Genomic DNA, 17,453 nt, shown 5'->3' on the forward strand with positions numbered 1-17,453 from the left:
CCACCACCCGTACCGCTGAACCGGGAGCTCCGATGGCTGTCACCGTCCGCTTGCCCACCGTCCTTCGACCGCACGCCAACGGGCAGTCGAAGGTCGATGCAGAGGGCACCACGGTGGCCGAGGCAGTCTCGTGGCTGGTCGGCCAATTCCCAGCGATCGCGCCCAATCTGCTCGCGGAAGACGGCAGCCTGCACCGCTTCGTGAACGTCTACGTCAACGACGAGGACGTGCGTTACCTCTCCCAGATGGACACCGCGCTGGCTGACGGCGACGAGCTGTCGATCTTGCCTGCCGTCGCCGGCGGCTGAGCCGGTACGGCCTCGCTCCCAACCCCACGGTCGAGTCCGCGCCGTGGCCGTCTATCGCTCCGTTGATGAGTTGATCGGCGGCACCCCCACGCTGGACGTCAGCCGCCTCAGCCCCAACCCATCGGTCGCGCTGTACGCCAAGCTGGAAGGGCACAACCCGACGGGTTCGGTGAAGGATCGCGTGGCGCTGGCGATGCTGGACCGGGCCGAAGCCGACGGTGCCCTTGCGCCGGGTTCGGTGATCATCGAGCCCTCCTCGGGCAACACCGGGATTGCCTTGGCCATGCTGGGCCAGCGCCGCGGCTACCGGGTAAAGATCGTGCTGCCCGGCAATGTGACTGCTGAGCGGCGGAAGATGCTCGAGATCTACGGTGCCGAGATCATCTCCAGCCCGGCCGAGCAAGGATCCAACGGGGCCGTGCGGATGGCCCTCGAGTTGGCTGACACCAATCCCGATTGGACGATGCTCTACCAGTACGGCAACGAAGCCAACCCGGAGGTGCACTACCGCACCACCGGCCCCGAGATCGTGGCCGATGTTCCCGACGTCACCCACTTCGTCGCCGGTCTGGGCACCAGCGGGACCCTGCTCGGCGCTGGCCGCTACCTCAAAGAGCAGGTCCCCGGCGTGCAGGTCTGGGCGGTCGAGCCGCCCGCAGGCGAACAGGTCGAAGGGCTGCGCAGCCTCGACGAGGGCTACGTGCCGCCGATCTTCGAGAGCTGGGGCGGTGCCGACCTGCTAGACCGCAAGATGATCGTCCGCCCACGCGAGTCGATCGACGCGACACGGATGCTGGCAGCCGAAGGCGTATTCTCAGGCATCTCGGGCGGGGCGGCCTTGGCCGGCGCACGCAAAGCCGCCGTCGGCATCGGCAGCGGCGTGATCGTGTTCGTGGTGAGCGACCACGGCTGGAAGTACCTCTCAGTAGGCGCATGGACCGACGATCTCGAGATCGCTGCCGCCAACGTCGGAGACGTCATCTATTTCTGACATCCGGCCCTGAATCAAGACTCCGGCTTCTCTGGCCGAAAGCGAGAACCACGGTCGTACCGTTGACGCAATGCGACCGTCGGTGCCGAACCGCCTGCTGAGGACCCTCGCAGGTCTCGCCGTCTCGTCGGTTCTGCCCGCGGTCGCGTGCACCAGCCCGCCGATCCGGGTCGCTGCCACCTCGGCACCGACGACGGCCTTGTCGCTGGAGGTCACACAGACCACGCTCCCGGGAGAGATGCCCCGAAGCGACCGCCCGCCGGCATCGCTCGTGACTGCGCCGCAGGGCGCCACGACCGGCGCGGGCGACAGCACGGCGACCACCGAGGCCGGACGGCTGGGTGCTGCGGCGGTTCCGAACCCGGCCGGCGTCGTGCTCGACGGCGACGGGTTAGGCATCGTCAGCTTCGGCGCATCCGTCGAACCGGCATTGGGCGTGCTCATCGATGCGCTCGGCCAACCGGTCACCGATACCGGCTGGATCGATCCGTTCTCGATCTACGGCGACTGTCCAGGCAGTCGGCTGCGAGTGGTGGAGTGGCCCGGCGTGCTGGCCTTCTTCGGCGATCCCGAGGACGGCTACCACTATCGGGACCCTGCCGGTGAGCACTTCATGTCCTGGCACTTGGGCACGTTCGGTCCCGATCCGTACATGCTGCGAACTGCGGCCGGGATCGGCGTTGGCAGCATGCGCGATCACGTCGCTGCGGCCTATCCGGCAGCCACCTTCATTCCGGGCACCGCCGACGCACCCCCGTCAGTCATCCTCGACGCCACCGACGGCGAACTGGCGGGCGTCTTCGACTCGGGAGGCCGCATCCGGACGCTGGCAGCCGGAACGCGTTGCGTGACTCGTTAGGAGGCTGAGCCGCAAGGCGAAGCCGTGGCCCGAGCGCGGCCCGTGAGCGCAGCGAACAAGAGCGGGAAACAGCAGGTCAGCCACGGGAATGGTCGCATGGCCGCGCGACTCCCGTGGCCAGCAGCTACCGGGCGATCCGGGCCCGATGTGAGTCGTGTCGGCTGCGTGCGTAGTATCGGCCCCCGTGAGCGGGCTCTCGGTGACGGTGTTGGGTTGTTCGGGCAGCTATGCCGCCGTTGGCGAGTCCTGCAGCGGCTACCTCGTGCGAAGCGACACAACAGCGCTGTGGGTGGATTGCGGACCCGGCACGTTCGCCAACCTGCAGTGCCATATGCGGCTGCAGACAGTCGATGCGCTGCTGGTGAGCCACCACCATCCCGATCACTGCGCCGAGCTGCCAGTCGTCTACAACGCAGCGAAGTACTACATGGGCATGGAGCACATTCGCGTCCTGGCGACCGAGGGCGTGCGCGAGGTCACCGAGGCGTACGGCGACAGCTCTGATCTCTTCGGCTGGGAGATGGTGAAGGATTCCTCCCAGGCGCGTGTGGGTGACATCGACGTGCTGTTCTCGCGCACAGATCATCCCGTCGAGACGCTGGCCATGCGCTTTGAGAACGACGGCAAGTCGATCGTCTACACGTCCGACACCGGCCGGGGCTGGGCGCTCGCTGCGCTCAGCCGAGACGTCAACAGGCCTCCGCCCGATCTGGTCGTGGGGGAGGGCACGCTGCTTGCGGCTACCGACGATCCCAGCATCCCCCACGTCAGCGCCGCTTGGCTGGCTGCCGATGCCAACGACGTGGGAGCGCGCCAGCTCGTGGTGACCCATGTGCCACCGGGTTCGGATCCCGAGGATCATCTGGCCGAGGCAGGCGAAGTGTTCAGCGGCGATGTGGCCGTGGCTCGTACCGGCGCGAGCTATTTCGCGTGAGCGCTGGGACTGTGCCCGACGCTGAGACAGGGTCCGAAGCTGAGTCGCGGCTGTGACGCGCCCCGACGGCCGGGCAACCGGCGAGCTGCGCCCGGTCTCCTTCGAACGCGACTTCACCGATCAGACGCCGGGTTCGGTGCTGGTGTCCTTCGGCCGTACCAAGGTGCTGTGCACCGTGTCGATCGACGACGATGTGCCCCGCTGGATGCGGGGCCGGAGGACCGGCTGGGTCACTGCTGAATACTCGATGCTGCCGGGTTCGAGTCCCGAACGGGTGGGTCGGGAGGCCAAGCGCAACCAGCAGAAGGGCCGCACGCTCGAAATCGAGCGGCTCATCGGGCGGGCACTGCGGGCGGTGTGCGATATGGCGGCGCTGGGGGAGCGCGAGGTCACCGTGGACTGCGACGTGCTGCAGGCCGACGGGGGGACGCGTACGGCCTCGATCTGTGGCGGGTACGTGGCCCTTCACGATGCGTGCTCCCGGCTGGTACGGGACGGGCTGATCAGCCAGCACCCGCTGACGGACGAGTGCGCAGCCATTTCCGTCGGCATCGTCGACGATGTGCCCTGCCTGGATCTGCCCTATGCCGAGGATGCCGGCGCCGAGGTGGACATGAACGTCGTCATGACGGGCAGCGGGCGTTTCGTCGAGGTGCAGGGCACTGCTGAGGGCGATCCGTTCGACGACGCCCAGCTCGACGCGATGCTGGCATTGGCCCGTTCGGGCATCGCGGAGATCATCGAGCTGCAGCGGGCGGTGCTTGTCACGCCGCCGGCGTGATGCTGGTGCTGCTCCCGCCAGCGGACCGGCGAGCCAACCGTGGGGCGTCGGCGGAAGGTCGAGCACATGCGACTGGTGATGGCCTCTGCGAATCCGCACAAGGCGGTCGAGATTGCCGCGGTGCTGCGGGAGGCCATGGCGGACGTCGAGATCGTGCCGCGTCCGCCGGGACTGGGCGATGTGGCCGAGGACGGAGAGACGCTCGAAGCCAACGCGCTCATCAAGGCACGGTTCGTGTGCGCAGCGGCCGGCGAACCGGCGATCGCGGATGACACAGGGCTGGAAGTCGATGCGCTGGGGGGAGTCCCTGGCGTGCACAGCGCCCGCTACGCAGGGCCTGAGCAGGATGCCGCTGCGAACCTGGCCAAGCTCTTGACGGCGCTGCAGGACATGCTGCCGCCACAGCGACGCGCCCGGTTCCGCACGGTGGTGACGGTGGTGTTTCCCGACGGCCGAGATGTGCTCGCCGACGGTGCCGTGGAGGGATGCATCGCAGCAGCACCCCGCGGCGACGGCGGCTTCGGCTATGACCCGGTGTTCGTGGCTGACGAGGCGCCGCTGCGGACGTTTGCCGAGCTGACTTCTGACGAGAAGAACAGCATCAGCCACCGCGGTCGTGCCCTGCGGGCGCTCGCAGCGAAGCTGCAGCAGCTCAATCCCGCAGCAAACCGGGGCTGATCGGATTGGTCTCGGTCGAGACTCCCGACGCGCTCAGCTGAATGCTGCCATCGATCCGCCGCCGACTTCGGCCCACCGGTAGGCGGTGGTGGACTCGTCGGTAGCCTGCGCCGCATGACCGATCTTTCCTCGATCTCCGCGTCGGCGCCTGATGCACAGCGGGCGTTCGACGCCAGCGGCGTCAGCGGCTGGACGCAGATCTCCAACCGGCTGCTGGACGACCGCATCGTGTTCTTGGGCGACGAAGTGGACGATCAGATCGCCAACGTCGTGTGCGCACAGATGCTGTACTTGGAGGGTCAGGACCGCGGCCGGGACATCTCGCTCTACATCAACAGCCCCGGCGGCTCGGTCACGGCGGGTATGGCCATCTACGACACGATGCAGTTCACTGCGTGCGATGTGGCAACGGTGTGCTTGGGCCTGGGTGCCTCGATGGGCCAGTTCCTGCTGACCGCCGGAGCGCCCGGCAAGCGCTACTGCTTGCCCCATGCTCGGGTGATGATGCATCAGCCCTCAGGCGGCGTGCGCGGCCAGGCATCGGACATCGCCATCCAGGCCGAGCAGATGGCCTACGTCAAGCGGTTGATGGCTGAGCGCACTGCGATGCACAGCGGCCAGGCCGTCGAGCAGATCCTGCTGGACTCCGAGCGAGATCGCTGGTTCACCGCCGAGGAGGCCAAGGCATACGGCTTGTGCGACCACGTGATCGTCAAGCGCGGCGAGATGATCTAGCGGTTTAGCCAGGTGCAGCAATGCTCGTGCGGCTGGCCTATTCAGGTGCAGCAATGCTCGTGCGGCTGGTTTAGCCAGGCGCAGCAATGCAATTGCGGGTGACGTAATCGACGACTCGCTGTGCCGCGGCGTCCTGCGTTTCCAGGTAAGGATCCTGTGCCGCAATCAGTGCCGCAGCCCGGTCGAACGTTTCGCGGGCGTTGGTATCGGCGACGGCATCGCTCAGTGCGGCGGTCAGATCGGCCAGCACTCCCATGTCGGGCTGAATCTCGGCTGGTGCCGCAGCCGCCGCGTCGGCGAACTGGCGGGCGGTGCGCTCCATGGCCTCCCGGGTGGCAGTGTCGTCGTTCGGGTTGACCGCCAAGCTGAGCTCGTCGATGAGCAGCAAGTGGGCGAACTCGTCGCAGAACTCCTCGACTGAGGGCTCGCGATCGCTGGCGAACACCGTGACTCGCAGCACCCCGGCGACGGCGACGGCGGCAACAGTGACGAGGATCCAGCGCCGGCGCGCCGTCATGCGCGGCTCGCAGCCTCCGCCCGGCATCTCAGGTCGGCAACGCCGTGAGCGAGGCCGTCGGCGTAGCGGTACAGCGCACTGCCTGAGACCAGCACGTTCGCACCCGCCGCGGCGGCACCGCCGATGGTGTCAGCCGAGATGCCGCCGTCTACCTCGATGTCGATGCCTGAACCCGATGCCCCCGCCGACCCGCTCTGGTCGATGAGCTGTCGCAGCGCGGCGATCTTGGGCTCCATCGTGGCGATGTACGCCTGCCCGCCGAATCCGGGATTGACGGTCATCACGAGCACCATGTCGACAAGGTCGAGGACATGCGACACGGCATCTATCGGTGTCGACGGATTGATGGCCACCGCCGGCTTGGCGCCCAGCTCAGCCACGCGGTTGAGCGACCGGTGCAGGTGCGTCACCGACTCGGCGTGGACGATCAGCATCTCGCATCCGGCGTCGACGTAGGCGCCGAGCATCGGATCGGGGTCGACGACCATCAGGTGCGCTTCGAACATCACCTTGGCGTGCGGCCGGCAAGCAGCGATGACGTCGGGGCCGAAGGTGAGATTCGGCACGAACACGCCGTCCATGACGTCCCACTGGATGCGGTCCACCCCTGCCGTCTCCAAGGCGGCGCACTCATCGCCGAGGCGCGCGAAGTCCGCAGGCAGAACCGAGGGGACGATTTCGATTGGCCGGGGTCGCGCAGCAGGAGTCGTGCTCACCTTGCCAGTGTTGCCGACGCGCCGCAGAAAGGCGCGGCAGTTATGGGTCGAGCCGCGGGAGGCGGCTAGTTCAGCCGCTCCACGATCATGGCCATGCCCTGACCCCCGCCGACGCACATCGACTCGAGCCCGATGCTCTTGTCACGGTCGGCGAGGCCGTTCAGCAGCGTGGTCATGATGCGGGCGCCGGTCATGCCGAATGGGTGGCCCAAGGCAATGGCGCCGCCGTTGAGGTTGAGCTGATCGACCAAGTCGATGCCCAGATCATCGGCTGAGGGGATCACCTGGGCGGCGAACGCCTCGTTGATCTCGACCATGTCGATGTCGTCGATCGTCATGCCAGCACGGGCCAATGCCGCCTTGCAGGCCTCGATCGGTCCGAGACCCATGATCTCGGGGTTCAGCGCCGACACGCCAGAGGAGATGATGCGTGCCAGCGGGGTGATGCCGAGCTCTTCGGCACGCTGGCGGCTCATCACCATGACCGCAGCGGCCCCGTCGTTGAGCGGGCACGCATTGCCGGCAGTCACCCTGCCGTCGGGCCGGAACACGGGCTTGAGCTGGCTGACCGCCTCGTAAGTGACCCCGGCGCGGGGGCCGTCGTCGGTGGTGACCACGCTGCCGTCGGGCAGTTCCAGCGGCGTGATGTCCATCTCGAAGAAGCCGCGGCCGATCGCATCCTCGGCCTTGTTCTGGCTCATCACGCCGTACTCGTCCATCGCCTGGCGGCTGACGCCCTTGTGCTCGGCGACGTTCTCAGCCGTCTGGCCCATCGCGATGTACAGGTCGGGCAGACCCGGAGCAGGAGTCCAGTCGCCGTGGCCGCCTTCGGACCGCACCTTGGTGCGCTCGCCGGGGGCCCGGAACTGCGGGTTGGTGGTGCCGGGCAGGCTGTCGGAGTTGCCCTTGTCGTAGCGGCTGACACATTCGACCCCGGCGGCGATGAAGGCATCGCCCTCGCCGGCTCGGATGGCGTGCGCGGCCATGCGGATGGTCTGCAGCGACGAGGAGCAGTAGCGGTTGACCGTGGTGCCGGGAACCTCGTCGAGGCCGGCCAGGATGGCCGAGGCCCGGGCGATGTTGAAGCCGGCTTCGCCGCCGGGCTGCCCGCAGCCCAGCATGAGATCCTCGATGTCGCCGTGCGGCAGATCGGGCACCTTGTCGAGCAGCTTGGTGACGATCTGCGCTGTCATGTCGTCGGGACGCATCTCGGTCAGCGAGCCTTTGAAGGCGCGGCCGATCGGGCTGCGGGCGGTTGCGACGATGACCGGATCGGTCGCTGCGTCCCTGCTTGCTGTGACTGGGCTCATGGGGCTCCCCTTCTCGTGGCGCGCCGATCCCAGGTTCCGAGACGGTCGCGCAGCGTGCGAACCCAGAGGCTACGTCATTGCACGTTTGTCCACAGGAGCGTGCCGTCCATGAACTGGCTCCAGGCGAACCAGAACGACTGGTGTCCCTCGATCTCGTTGCCGACGGCATCGGCGGCACGCAGACCGCCCCCGTCGAGCTGCAGCGTCACCCCGCTGAATTCCACTTCACCGCCGTCTTCCAAGGTCGCAATCGCAGCGTCGACGGCGAATGCGATAGGGACTCCGTCATCAGTGACCACACCGAAGACCTGATCGTGCACCCCGAGGCGATCGTCGACATCGCCAACCGGGAAGATCGGTCCCTGGTCATCGCGCCCGCGCAGGGGGTCGAGAGGGTAGCTGCGATCGATGCCGCCGTCTTCGGCCACGATCGTCGTCTCTGGATGCGCGGCCTTCCACTCGCCCCAGGTGGTGGTGACCACCGTTGCCTGGTTGAGCACGACGCCTTGGCGCCGGAGCGGGCCCGAGACCGCCTCGCCGGTGAACGTGTTGAAGACCGACGCGGTCCGCCGGTCGTACATGACCTTGTTGGAGCGTGACAGCAGCCCCGAGGTGCGCAGGATCGGCACCGACACGCCGTCGGGAACGTCGTCGGTGAAAAAGGCCTGCGCTGAGCCGCACAGCGTGCAGTACGGCATGCCGATGCGGCGTCCCCCGAGCGTGTCGTTGACCATCTCGTGGATCTCCATGATGTGGCGTGGGTAGGCCCGCGCCTCGCCGTTGACGAGAACAGCAAACACGATGCCGTCGTCGGAATACCACGAGCCGCCCTCGGCGTCGGTGACGGCGGGATCGTCGAGCGCAGGGATGCAGCCGCGTAGGCAGGGGTTGGGGTCGCCGAGCGGCCGGTCGTCGATGAGCACACCGCCCCAGCTCACCCAGCGCCAGTCGATGTCGGCTTCGCTGTCGTCGAAGAAGGGCTGCCAACGGTCGTCGATCTGCGTGAACAGCCGCGCCTTGTAGTCCGCGTAGCCGTCGAATGCGGGAAGATCCCAGGCGATCAGATGATCGGTCATCGACTGCCAGGGGCTGCGCTGGCCGACGGGGTCGTCAGCCAGTCGCACCCCGGTCAGCCGTTCAAACGCGGAGACGGCTCCGAATGCGAGGTCGCTGCCAGGGGGAAGGAATCGCAGCAAATCCGAGATGATCCAGCCCAGCCGTGGGTCTTCGTGGAGTCCGATCTGGGCCACCATCGCCCCGGTGAGATCGGGTGACAGATTGCTCCACACGGCTTCGAGATCGCTCGCAGCGGCGGTCTTGAGCGGTCCGCTGGGTACCGCAGGCGCAGGAGGGAACTCGAAGCCGCGGAAGTTGCGCAGTGCCCCGGTCTCTCTCGGATCGAGCTGCACCGCGCCTCCGGTCGGCGCCGTCGTCGGGGGAGCCGGGATGTCGCTCGCAGCCGAGTCCTCGCTCGCAGCCGAGTCCTCGGTCGCCGTCGAACCGGTCGCCGCTCCGGACGTGTCGCTGCTCGGGTCCTCGCTAACCGGTGCGCCAGCCTCAGTGGATGGCACACCGGCGGTGGTCGCGTCTGTGGTGCCGCCTGAGCACGCCGCGGCAAGCAGCGTGAAGCCCGTCAGCAGAGCGCATCGGCGCGAACCCATAAGCCCACGCTAGGTGCCACGATGGCAGCGGCTAGAGCGCCCCACTCTCACAGTCGTGGGATCCGCTGCCAGGGTTGCACTTGGGCGGTTCTTCAGAGCTCGGTCACTACATCGCCGGTGTGCGTAGATACGAGAGCGTCGAACTCTGCTCGTAGGTCGTCGAGGAACAGCGGTTCGATCACCCGCAAAATGTTCTGCTCAGTGGTGTAGTGCGCTCCTTGGGAGCGGCGCTCGATCGGCTCCATCACCGACTGGAACAGTGCGCCGAAAATCGCCGGCGAGGTCTTCGACCAGTTGAACCGGCACGCATCCAGCAGTGCAGCGCGCATCTCGCTGTCGAAGCCAGGGATCGATAAGCGCTCGGCGAACAGGTCGCCGTTCACATAGGGGAACTTGGCCAGGTCCTCGTCCAGCTTGCGCTGTCTCTGCTCTACCGGGGTGTTCAGTACCTCGAACAGCTGTGTGAGCCACGGGCCCAGATCGGCGCCGTCGACTGAGGTGCGTTCCTCCACGAGATGCAGAAACATGTCCTGGCGGGGGAAGATGCCCGAGTCGTCGGCGAACATGCAGAACACCATCCGCACCAAGAAGCGCTCGAGGTCCTCACCTTGGTAGCCCGACTCGTCGAGCGCGTCGTGCAGCCGGCCCATCAGCTCTGACGCCTCGATGTTGACCGGATCCTCCTCGCGCAGCGCCCGCCGCCGTTGCCCGACGATGAACGCGAAGTCTTCGACGTGGTCCGGCAGTTCGAAGAGCGGGAAGCGGACTTCCTCGCGTGTGTCGCGGTCGAGGAGCTCGAACGTCTTGAAATCGCACAAGAGCTGATGGCGCGGCCGTTCCCGCTCCGAGATCGCATCGAAGTAGGCGCCCGCCTGCTGAGCGGCCGCCAAGAGGCTGCGTCCGGCGCTCTTCTGTTCAACAACCAGCACGCTGGGCCAGAACAGATCGATGAAGCCATGCGTGTTGTCGAGCTTCTTGATGTGCTCTTCGTAGCGCGCCACATCGCGCCGTCGCTTGCCGAACACTTCAAAGAACTCGTTGTAGAAGGTCTGCGTCTCGCCCTTCTCATAGGAAGCGTCCGCCCACTCAGCAGCGAACTGGGCGGCGCGCACTCTGATCTCGTTCCACGAAAGCATCACGGCAACCTAACCGACCGGTTCAGATTGGCCCCGCGTGAGCGGAATTCACTCGTGGGTCCTGTTGTCGCCCCGATCTGAGGCGCTAGCTCAGGCGTTCTGCAGGGCTCGCCAGACGTTCTGCGGGCTGCAGGGCATGTCGATGTGCTCGATGCCCAGGTGGGCAACCGCATCGCACACGGCGTTGTGCACTGCGGGCGTCGAGCCGATCGTGCCCGACTCGCCGATGCCCTTGGCGCCCAGCGGGTTACGTGGGCTGGCCGTCTCAGTGTTGGACACCTCAAAGCTGGGCAGCTCTGCCGCCGAGGGAATCAAGTACTCGCCCAGAGTCGGCGTGCGAGGCTGGCCGTTCTCGTCGTACTCGACGTGCTCGTACAGCGCTTGCGCGATGCCCTGGGCGATGCCGCCGTGCTGCTGGCCGTTGACGATCAGCGGGTTCATGATCGTCCCGCAGTCGTCGACCGCCACGTGGCGCACCAGCTCGACCTCGCCGGTGTCGCGGTCGATCTCGACCACCGCCACATGCGAGCCGAACGGGAACGTCGCATCGGATCCGTCGAAGTTCTCCTCGGCCATGAGGCCCGCAGTGATGCCCGACGGGCGGGCGCTGTCGTCGTTGGCCAGCTTGGCAATGTCGGCCCAGCTCACCGCGCTGGTCGGCACGCCTGCGACTGCGAGTCCTCCTGCGGCCACTTCGATGTCGTCGGCTGAGGCCTCGAGCAGGTGAGCCGCGAGCTGCTTGCCCTTCTCGAGCACTGCCTGGCTGGACAGGTACACCGCGGAGCCGGCGGTCTGCAGCGACCGGGAGCCGAGCGTGCCTGCGCCCGAGGGCACTTCGTCGGTATCGGCGTCGATGTGGGTCACGTCGTCCATCGAGATGCCCAGCACGCCCTCCACGATCTGGGCGAACGCGGTGGCGTGACCCTGTCCGTGGCTGGAGGTGCCGACCCGGATCGTCGCCGTTCCGTCTTCGTGTACCTCAGTACTGCCGTACTCGACGTGCAAGCCGACCGGGGCGGTGATCTCCACGTACGACGACACGCCGATGCCCATGAGCTTCGAGTCGCCGGCATCTCGCCGGGCCTGCTGGGTGGCACGCAAGTCCGCATAGCCCGAGGCGTCGAGCACCGCGTCGAGCGCCCGCTCGTACTCGCCTGAGTCGTAGACGACACCGGTCTGCAGCGCCGCAGGGAAGGCGTCGGGCTGGAGGTAGTTCTTGCGACGGATCTCGGCAGGATCCATGCCGATGGCTGCGGCGGCCTTGTCCAGGATTCGCTCCACCATCTGGGTGGCCTCGGGCCGTCCTGCCCCGCGATACGCACCGATCGGCGTGGTGTTGGTGACAACGGTCTGGGAGACGAAGTCGATCACCGGGATGTCGTAGACGGCTTGGGACAGCATGCCGGTGAGCAGCGGCAGGATCGCCCCGATCACCGGGTAGGCCCCGGCGTCGGCGATCACATGCGCCTTGAGACCCACGATGCTGCCGTCGTTGCGCACGCCCAAGTCGACGTTCATCACCATGGCACGACCGTGCACCATGTTGAGCATGTTCTCGGTGCGGGTCTCGGTCCAGCGGACCGACCGGCCGAGCGCCTGGGCTGCCTTGCCGGCCACGATGTACTCGACGTAGCAGGCCGCCTTCGGGCCGAAGCCGCCGCCGACCCACGGCGCGATCACGCGCAACTGCTCGGCTTCGAGGCCGAGAGCTGGCGCAAGCGCCTCCTTCATCGAATGGGCAGCCTGGGTCGAGAGGTACATCGTCATTGCGCCTCCATCGCCCGGCACGGCGACGCAGCCGTTGGGTTCCATGGGCACGCCCGCGAGCCGCTGGGTCACGATGCGTTCGGAGACGACATGGTCGGCCCCGGTCAACGCGTCGACGCTCGGGCGCACGCCGGTCTCCTCGTCGGGCGCTGGGATGGCGAACGGGAAGCAGACATTGGATGCCTGGCCGTCCCAGATGACCGGTGCGTCGGGATCGGCAGCCCGCTCGAAGTCGGACACCACCGGCCGCGGGCTGTAGTCGACGGCGACAGCCTCGGCGGCGTCGTTGGCCTGATTCTGGGTCTCGGCGACGACTGCCGCCACGAGGTCGCCGACGTAGCGCACCCGGCCGGTTGCCAGCGGCGGCCGGTTGTACGCCGGGTCGATCATCGGGAAGCCCTGGAAGGCGTCTGCCGACAGGTTGTCCGCGGTGTACACCGCCAGCACGCCGGGCATCGACTCGGCCGCTGACGTGTCGATCGAGGTGACATCCGCGTGTGCCTCCGGCGAGCGCACGAACGCCACGCGAGCGGCGTCGATATCGAGGTCGTCGACGTAGTGATTCGCCCCGGTCAGCAGCCCGGGATCTTCCCGTCGCTGTACGGGATTGCCCAGAATCGAACCCGCTGTGGCCATCTGTTGCCCCCTTGTGGCTGGCACCGCCTCGCAGTGCCGGAGTATGTGCAGAACGATATGCCGGCCCATCTCGGTCCGGCACCAGCCGCGACAGTAGCCCAACGCTTGGCGGGTGCTGGGCGTTGGTGCACTCCCGCAGGGGCGCCCCAATCAGGCGTCGGCTGGCACCTCAACGCGGCTGGAGATGCGGAGACGAGCGGTGGTCTCGGTGTCCACGCTCAGACCATCAGGAGCGATAACCACGCCGTAGTCGCGCTCGGCGCCTTCGACGCTGACCACGCTGTCCATGACATCGCGCAGCACCCAGGCGGGTTCGCGCTCGAAGGGATCGCCCCAGCCGCCTCCCCCGGGCGTGTCGGCGATCATCCGGGCGGGACCCAGCCGGCGAACGCCGTACTTGGGCGGCACAAACGTGGGACCATCCGCCTCGGTGTCGACGGGCGCGATCCACTCGAGACCCACGCCGCCGGTCCCGCCGCCGCGCACGCCGTGGCCCGAGGGCGTGTCGAGGCCCTCGGCCCGGAACGACCAGATCGCCGGCTCCAGGATGTCGGCTTCGTAGCGGATGCCCGTGCCGCCACGGCGGCGGCCAGGCCCGGCGTTGTCGCAGCGCTGCTCGTGGCGGATGTAGCGCACCGGGTACATCTGCTCGTGGAACTCCAGGTTGGGCATGTCGAGGCCGCCGAGGCTGATCAGGTGGCCCATCTGCGCGAAGCCGTCCCGCTCCGCGGTGGCCCCTGGAGTGCCCATGGCGTGCCACTGGTACATCACCCAAGTAGTGCCGTCGTCGCGGCGGCCCGCCACGTGGCCGTGCATCGTCTTCGACCAAGCCGCGCACGCCCGGTCGGGGTCGGCTTGGGCGAGCGCCTGCCAAGTGGCGATCACGATCTCGTGCGCCACGTACACCGTGTTCATGGTCATGGGCGCCGGCGGCCGGGCATTCACGATGCTGCCCTCGGGGGCGACGATGGTGACCGGCCGGTAGGTGCCCTCGTTGCGGGGGATGGAGGTGTCGAAGAACGACGACAGCGCCAAGAACACCGAGGAGTACGTGTTGGCGACGGAGCTGTTCTTGAAGCCCTCGATCTGCGGATCGGTGCCGGTGAAGTCCAGCTCCATCTCGTCGCCGGTGATGGTCATGCGGACCCGCACGGCGATGTCGGCGGGGCCGAAGCAGTCGTTGTCGGTGCGGTCCTCGCCGAAGCAGACGCCGTCACCCAGCGCAGCGATGGCGGCGCGCATGCGGCGCTCGCCGTGGTCCAGCACGCCGTTGAGATAGGCTTGGTAGTCGTCGATGCCCAGCTCGGTGGCGAGTCCGATGACCCGTTCGGCGCCGATGCGGGTAGAGCCGATCATGGCCAGCAGGTCGCCGTCGAGCAGCTCGGGAGTGCGGCAGTTGATGAGCAGCAGCTCCCAGAGGTCTTCCCGAACGGTGCCGGCTTCGACCAGCTTGAGCACGGGCAGGCGGATTCCCTCCTGCCAGATCTCGGTGGCCTCGGGGTTGTAGGTGCCGGCGAGGCCGCCGCCGATGTCGGACTGGTGTGCCCGGTTGCAGCAGAAGCCGATGAGCGGCGGCGCTTCGACGCCTTCCTCGTCGGCGCTGTGCTCTTGCCCGCCCTCACGGGCGGCGAAGATCGGCCGGGCGATGACCCAGTCGGGCAGGTGGTTGCCGCCGGCCACATACGGGTCCGACAGCAGGAATACGTCCTCGGGATTGATGCGGCCGCCGTACTTGGCCAGCAGTGCCCGCACCGCGAAGCCGCCGCCGCCCGTGTGAATGGGGATGCCGTCGGCGTTGGCCACCAGCGTCCCGTCGGGCGTCGTCACAAAGCACGAGAAGTCGTGGCTCTGGCTGAAGATGGTGCTGCGGGCGGTGCGGGTCATCACCCAGCCCATGTGCCGGCTGATCTGGTCCAGCCGGTTCTGCATGACGGCCAGCACGACCGGGTCGAGCTCGCCGTCCGCACGAGTGGCCGGAACTCGACCGGTTGCCCCGGTTTCGTCCGCCGCGGCCTCGCCCTGTGCTTCCCAGTCTTGTTCGAATACGGGTTCACGGGCCGCTCGGGCCACGGCTTCGCCTACCGGCTCAGCGGCGAGATCGATGAACAGGTCTCCGCTGGCGTCTACCCACAGGCGATCACCGGGGCGTGCGACGATCGTGGTGGTCAATTCTTCGACGAGCGCCGGCCCGACGATCTGGTGGCCCGAGCACAGCGTCTCGCCGTCGTACACGGGAGTGGGGCGCCAGCCGAACGGGCCGTGCCACACCGACCTCGTCTCGAACGGCTCAGGGGGAGTGTCAGCGAGCGGTGCGGCGGTGGGCACGACGTCGCCCGTCGACGCGCGGGCGATCAAGCGCAGCGAGGCGATCATGATCGTGCCGTCGGACTGCACGTGCCCGTACAGCCGCTGGTATTCGGCTTCGAATGCGGCCCGCACGGCCGTGACGTCGACCGTGGCCGCCTCTGCTGTTTCCCGCTCTTCCCAGTCTTGTTCGAATACGGGTTCACGGGCCGCTCGGGCCATGGCTTCGCCTGCCGGCTCAGCCTCAGGGGCGTATGCCGACACACGGATCGACCACAGCTGGCCGGGGTGGTGCAGCTCCAGCTCGCAATCCAGGACGACATCGGCAGCGTCGAAGCCCTCCGCGCTCATGACGTCGAGCGCATGCGCTCGCAAGTCTGCGAACCCTGCGTCCATCTCGGCTGTGGGAAGCTCGTCGAGCGAACCCATCAGGAAGCGCGTGAAATCCTGGCGCACATCAGCGTGCAGCATCCCGATCGCGCACAGTGCACCGGCATCCCGGGGCACATAAACCCGTTCGCAGCCGAGACCTGCGGCGACCGAGGCGCCGTGCATCGGGCCGGCGCCTCCCGCAGCGACCATCGTGAACCGGCGGGGCGCGTGGCCGCGCTCGATCGAGATGTGCTCGGTGGCGCTGAGCAGGTGCTGCTCGACGACCTCCACGATCCCTGCGGCAGCTTCTTCGATGGTCATGCCGAGCGGCTCGGCCACGTGGACGCGGATCGCCTCGCGGGCAGCGTCGATGTCGAGGTCCAGCGTGCCGCCTGCTGACTTGCCCGCACGCAGCCGGCCGAGCACGAGCTGCGCATCGGTGACGGTGGGCAGCTCGCCGCCGTTGCCATAACACGCAGGTCCGGGATCGGCACCGGCGCCTTGGGGCCCCACGTACAGCAACCCTGCCTCGTCGACGCCGGCGATGGTGCCGCCGCCGGCGCCGATCGTGTGGATGTCGATGGCCGGGGTGGAGACGTGGTAGCCGGCGATCATGATCTCGTCGCGGGTGTCGACCTCGCCGCCCGACATCAGCAGCACATCGCAGGACGTGCCGCCGATCTCCATCGAGATGAGATTGCCGGGCTGCGCCGCGGTGGAGGCCGAGCTGCCTGCAAGCGCAGCGTCCACCGCTTCTCGGTACAGGTTCAGGGCACCCACCACCGCGGCAGGACCGCTCAGCAGCAGGTTCACCGGCCGCTCGGACAGCTGGTCAACCGACGCAGCGCCGCCATTGGACTGCACCAGCAGGATCGAATGACACAGCCCGGCAGCGGCGAGGTCGTCGTTCAGCGACTGCAGGCAGGACACGATCTTCGGCGAGAGCGCAGCGTTGACCACCGCCGTGGACGTCCGCTCGTACTCGCCCATCAGCGGCGAGACGGCCGCCGATGCTGTCACCCACTCGCCGTCCCACTGTTCGCGCACTGCCGCTGCTGCTGCCTGCTCGTGCTGGTCGTTGACGAACGAATTCATGAAGGCGACCGCCACTGCCTCCACGTTGTGGCTGTCGAAGCGATCGAGGATCTCGCCGAGGTCGCTGAGGTCGAGCGGCGCATGCTCGGAGCCGTCGGCGTCGATGCGCCCGCCCACGGTGGCCCGCAGGTAGCGAGGCACCAGCACGGGGGCGTAGGGAGCGCGGTGATTCCATTGGTCTTCGCGCAGCCCGCGGCGGATTTCGAGCGCGTCCCGGAAACCGTCGGTGCCGATCAGCCCGACGGTGGCGCCGGTGCCCTCCAGCATCGTGTTGGTGGCCACGGTGGAGCCGTGCACGAACAGCGAGCAGTCGGCCAGCACCGCGTCGAGCGGCAGTCCCGCCTCGACCGCAACGCGGGCCAGCGCGGCATGCACGCCACGGCTCGGATCGGCCGGGACTGAGGGCACTTTCGCCACCCAGGTGTCGCCGAGGTCGTCAGCCAGCACCAGATCGGTGAAGGTCCCCCCCACATCCACGCCGATGCGCCACGGGGCGGACGGCCGTCGCTGCGAGCGGTCGGCCCCGCCGTCAGTGCCGTTGGGCGCGGGCGTCGTCGTGGACTCGCTCATGGCCCCAGTCTCGCAGCATCGCCCGGCGCGCAGCTTGCGAGACTGAGCCGACGCCACGACGACCTTGGTCGCACGAGGGGGCA

General features: G+C 67.8%; 14 protein-coding genes. 7 read left to right on the top strand and 7 right to left on the bottom strand.

Features of this window, described 5'->3' with window-relative positions; genetic code table 11:
- The first annotated feature begins 32 nt into the window (after positions 1-32).
- The 7 genes from ACOGXQ_RS00455 to ACOGXQ_RS00485 all read left to right on the top strand — a co-directional run bounded on the left by ACOGXQ_RS00455 (position 33) and on the right by ACOGXQ_RS00485 (position 5,286).
- Positions 33-308 carry a ubiquitin-like small modifier protein 1 gene (locus tag ACOGXQ_RS00455; protein WP_419945517.1) on the top strand — a complete coding sequence of 92 codons (276 nt, stop codon included), beginning with the start codon at positions 33-35 and terminating at the stop codon, positions 306-308.
- 43 nt (positions 309-351) lie between these two features.
- The gene (locus ACOGXQ_RS00460) at positions 352-1,299 is read left to right on the top strand and encodes a PLP-dependent cysteine synthase family protein (RefSeq protein ID WP_419945518.1); all 948 of its coding nucleotides are present in this window, start codon (positions 352-354) and stop codon (positions 1,297-1,299) included.
- A 70-nt stretch (positions 1,300-1,369) separates the two neighbouring features.
- On the top strand, positions 1,370-2,158 hold the full coding sequence (locus ACOGXQ_RS00465; protein ID WP_419945519.1) for a hypothetical protein: 789 nt from the start codon (positions 1,370-1,372) through the stop codon (positions 2,156-2,158).
- Between the two features lie 184 nt (positions 2,159-2,342).
- Positions 2,343-3,092 (top strand): MBL fold metallo-hydrolase, encoded by a 750-nt coding sequence (locus ACOGXQ_RS00470; protein ID WP_419945520.1) that lies wholly within the window; start codon positions 2,343-2,345, stop codon positions 3,090-3,092.
- A gap of 52 nt (positions 3,093-3,144) precedes the next feature.
- Complete coding sequence (gene rph / locus ACOGXQ_RS00475) at positions 3,145-3,873, top strand: ribonuclease PH (RefSeq protein ID WP_419945521.1); 729 nt, start codon at positions 3,145-3,147, stop codon at positions 3,871-3,873.
- Positions 3,874-3,939: 66 nt separating this feature from the next.
- A complete protein-coding gene (gene rdgB / locus ACOGXQ_RS00480; RefSeq protein ID WP_419945522.1) occupies positions 3,940-4,551 on the top strand; it encodes an RdgB/HAM1 family non-canonical purine NTP pyrophosphatase in 612 nt (203 codons plus the stop codon).
- Positions 4,552-4,665: 114 nt separating this feature from the next.
- Positions 4,666-5,286, top strand: coding sequence for an ATP-dependent Clp protease proteolytic subunit (locus tag ACOGXQ_RS00485; protein WP_419945523.1), 621 nt, complete (start codon positions 4,666-4,668; stop codon positions 5,284-5,286).
- 70 nt (positions 5,287-5,356) lie between these two features.
- Here the strand turns inward: ACOGXQ_RS00485 and ACOGXQ_RS00490 are convergent, their stop codons facing one another.
- From ACOGXQ_RS00490 to ACOGXQ_RS00520, 7 genes are all read right to left on the bottom strand, one after another.
- Positions 5,357-5,803 carry a hypothetical protein gene (locus tag ACOGXQ_RS00490; RefSeq protein ID WP_419945524.1) on the bottom strand — a complete coding sequence of 149 codons (447 nt, stop codon included), beginning with the start codon at positions 5,801-5,803 and terminating at the stop codon, positions 5,357-5,359.
- A complete protein-coding gene (gene rpe / locus ACOGXQ_RS00495; RefSeq protein WP_419945525.1) occupies positions 5,800-6,519 on the bottom strand; it encodes a ribulose-phosphate 3-epimerase in 720 nt (239 codons plus the stop codon). The genes ACOGXQ_RS00490 and rpe overlap by 4 nt, the downstream gene beginning before the upstream one ends.
- A gap of 65 nt (positions 6,520-6,584) precedes the next feature.
- Positions 6,585-7,829, bottom strand: coding sequence for an acetyl-CoA C-acetyltransferase (locus tag ACOGXQ_RS00500; protein WP_419945526.1), 1,245 nt, complete (start codon positions 7,827-7,829; stop codon positions 6,585-6,587).
- 74 nt (positions 7,830-7,903) lie between these two features.
- On the bottom strand, positions 7,904-9,490 hold the full coding sequence (locus ACOGXQ_RS00505; protein ID WP_419945527.1) for a DUF3179 domain-containing (seleno)protein: 1,587 nt from the start codon (positions 9,488-9,490) through the stop codon (positions 7,904-7,906).
- Positions 9,491-9,582: 92 nt separating this feature from the next.
- The gene (locus tag ACOGXQ_RS00510) at positions 9,583-10,626 is read right to left on the bottom strand and encodes a type IIL restriction-modification enzyme MmeI (RefSeq protein ID WP_419945528.1); all 1,044 of its coding nucleotides are present in this window, start codon (positions 10,624-10,626) and stop codon (positions 9,583-9,585) included.
- 90 nt (positions 10,627-10,716) lie between these two features.
- Complete coding sequence (locus ACOGXQ_RS00515; protein WP_419945529.1) at positions 10,717-13,029, bottom strand: xanthine dehydrogenase family protein molybdopterin-binding subunit; 2,313 nt, start codon at positions 13,027-13,029, stop codon at positions 10,717-10,719.
- A 150-nt stretch (positions 13,030-13,179) separates the two neighbouring features.
- Positions 13,180-17,370 carry a hydantoinase B/oxoprolinase family protein gene (locus ACOGXQ_RS00520; RefSeq protein WP_419945530.1) on the bottom strand — a complete coding sequence of 1,397 codons (4,191 nt, stop codon included), beginning with the start codon at positions 17,368-17,370 and terminating at the stop codon, positions 13,180-13,182.
- Between the last annotated feature and the right edge of the window lie 83 nt (positions 17,371-17,453).

It is taken from the genome of Candidatus Poriferisodalis sp. (assembly GCF_965208485.1).
Taxonomy (GTDB): Bacteria; Actinomycetota; Acidimicrobiia; order Acidimicrobiales; family Poriferisodalaceae; genus Poriferisodalis.

Excerpts from the sequence above, each read along its gene's own strand:
- ACOGXQ_RS00455 (WP_419945517.1), top strand. The coding sequence starts at position 33 with ATGGCTGTCACCGTCCGCTTGCCCACCGTCCTTCGACCGCACGCCAAC.
- ACOGXQ_RS00465 (WP_419945519.1), top strand. The coding sequence starts at position 1,370 with ATGCGACCGTCGGTGCCGAACCGCCTGCTGAGGACCCTCGCAGGTCTC.
- rdgB (WP_419945522.1), top strand. The coding sequence starts at position 3,940 with ATGCGACTGGTGATGGCCTCTGCGAATCCGCACAAGGCGGTCGAGATT.
- ACOGXQ_RS00485 (WP_419945523.1), top strand. The coding sequence starts at position 4,666 with ATGACCGATCTTTCCTCGATCTCCGCGTCGGCGCCTGATGCACAGCGG.
- ACOGXQ_RS00490 (WP_419945524.1), bottom strand. The coding sequence starts at position 5,803 with ATGACGGCGCGCCGGCGCTGGATCCTCGTCACTGTTGCCGCCGTCGCC.
- ACOGXQ_RS00500 (WP_419945526.1), bottom strand. The coding sequence starts at position 7,829 with ATGAGCCCAGTCACAGCAAGCAGGGACGCAGCGACCGATCCGGTCATC.
- ACOGXQ_RS00505 (WP_419945527.1), bottom strand. The coding sequence starts at position 9,490 with ATGGGTTCGCGCCGATGCGCTCTGCTGACGGGCTTCACGCTGCTTGCC.
- ACOGXQ_RS00510 (WP_419945528.1), bottom strand. The coding sequence starts at position 10,626 with ATGCTTTCGTGGAACGAGATCAGAGTGCGCGCCGCCCAGTTCGCTGCT.
- ACOGXQ_RS00515 (WP_419945529.1), bottom strand. The coding sequence starts at position 13,029 with ATGGCCACAGCGGGTTCGATTCTGGGCAATCCCGTACAGCGACGGGAA.
- ACOGXQ_RS00520 (WP_419945530.1), bottom strand. The coding sequence starts at position 17,370 with ATGAGCGAGTCCACGACGACGCCCGCGCCCAACGGCACTGACGGCGGG.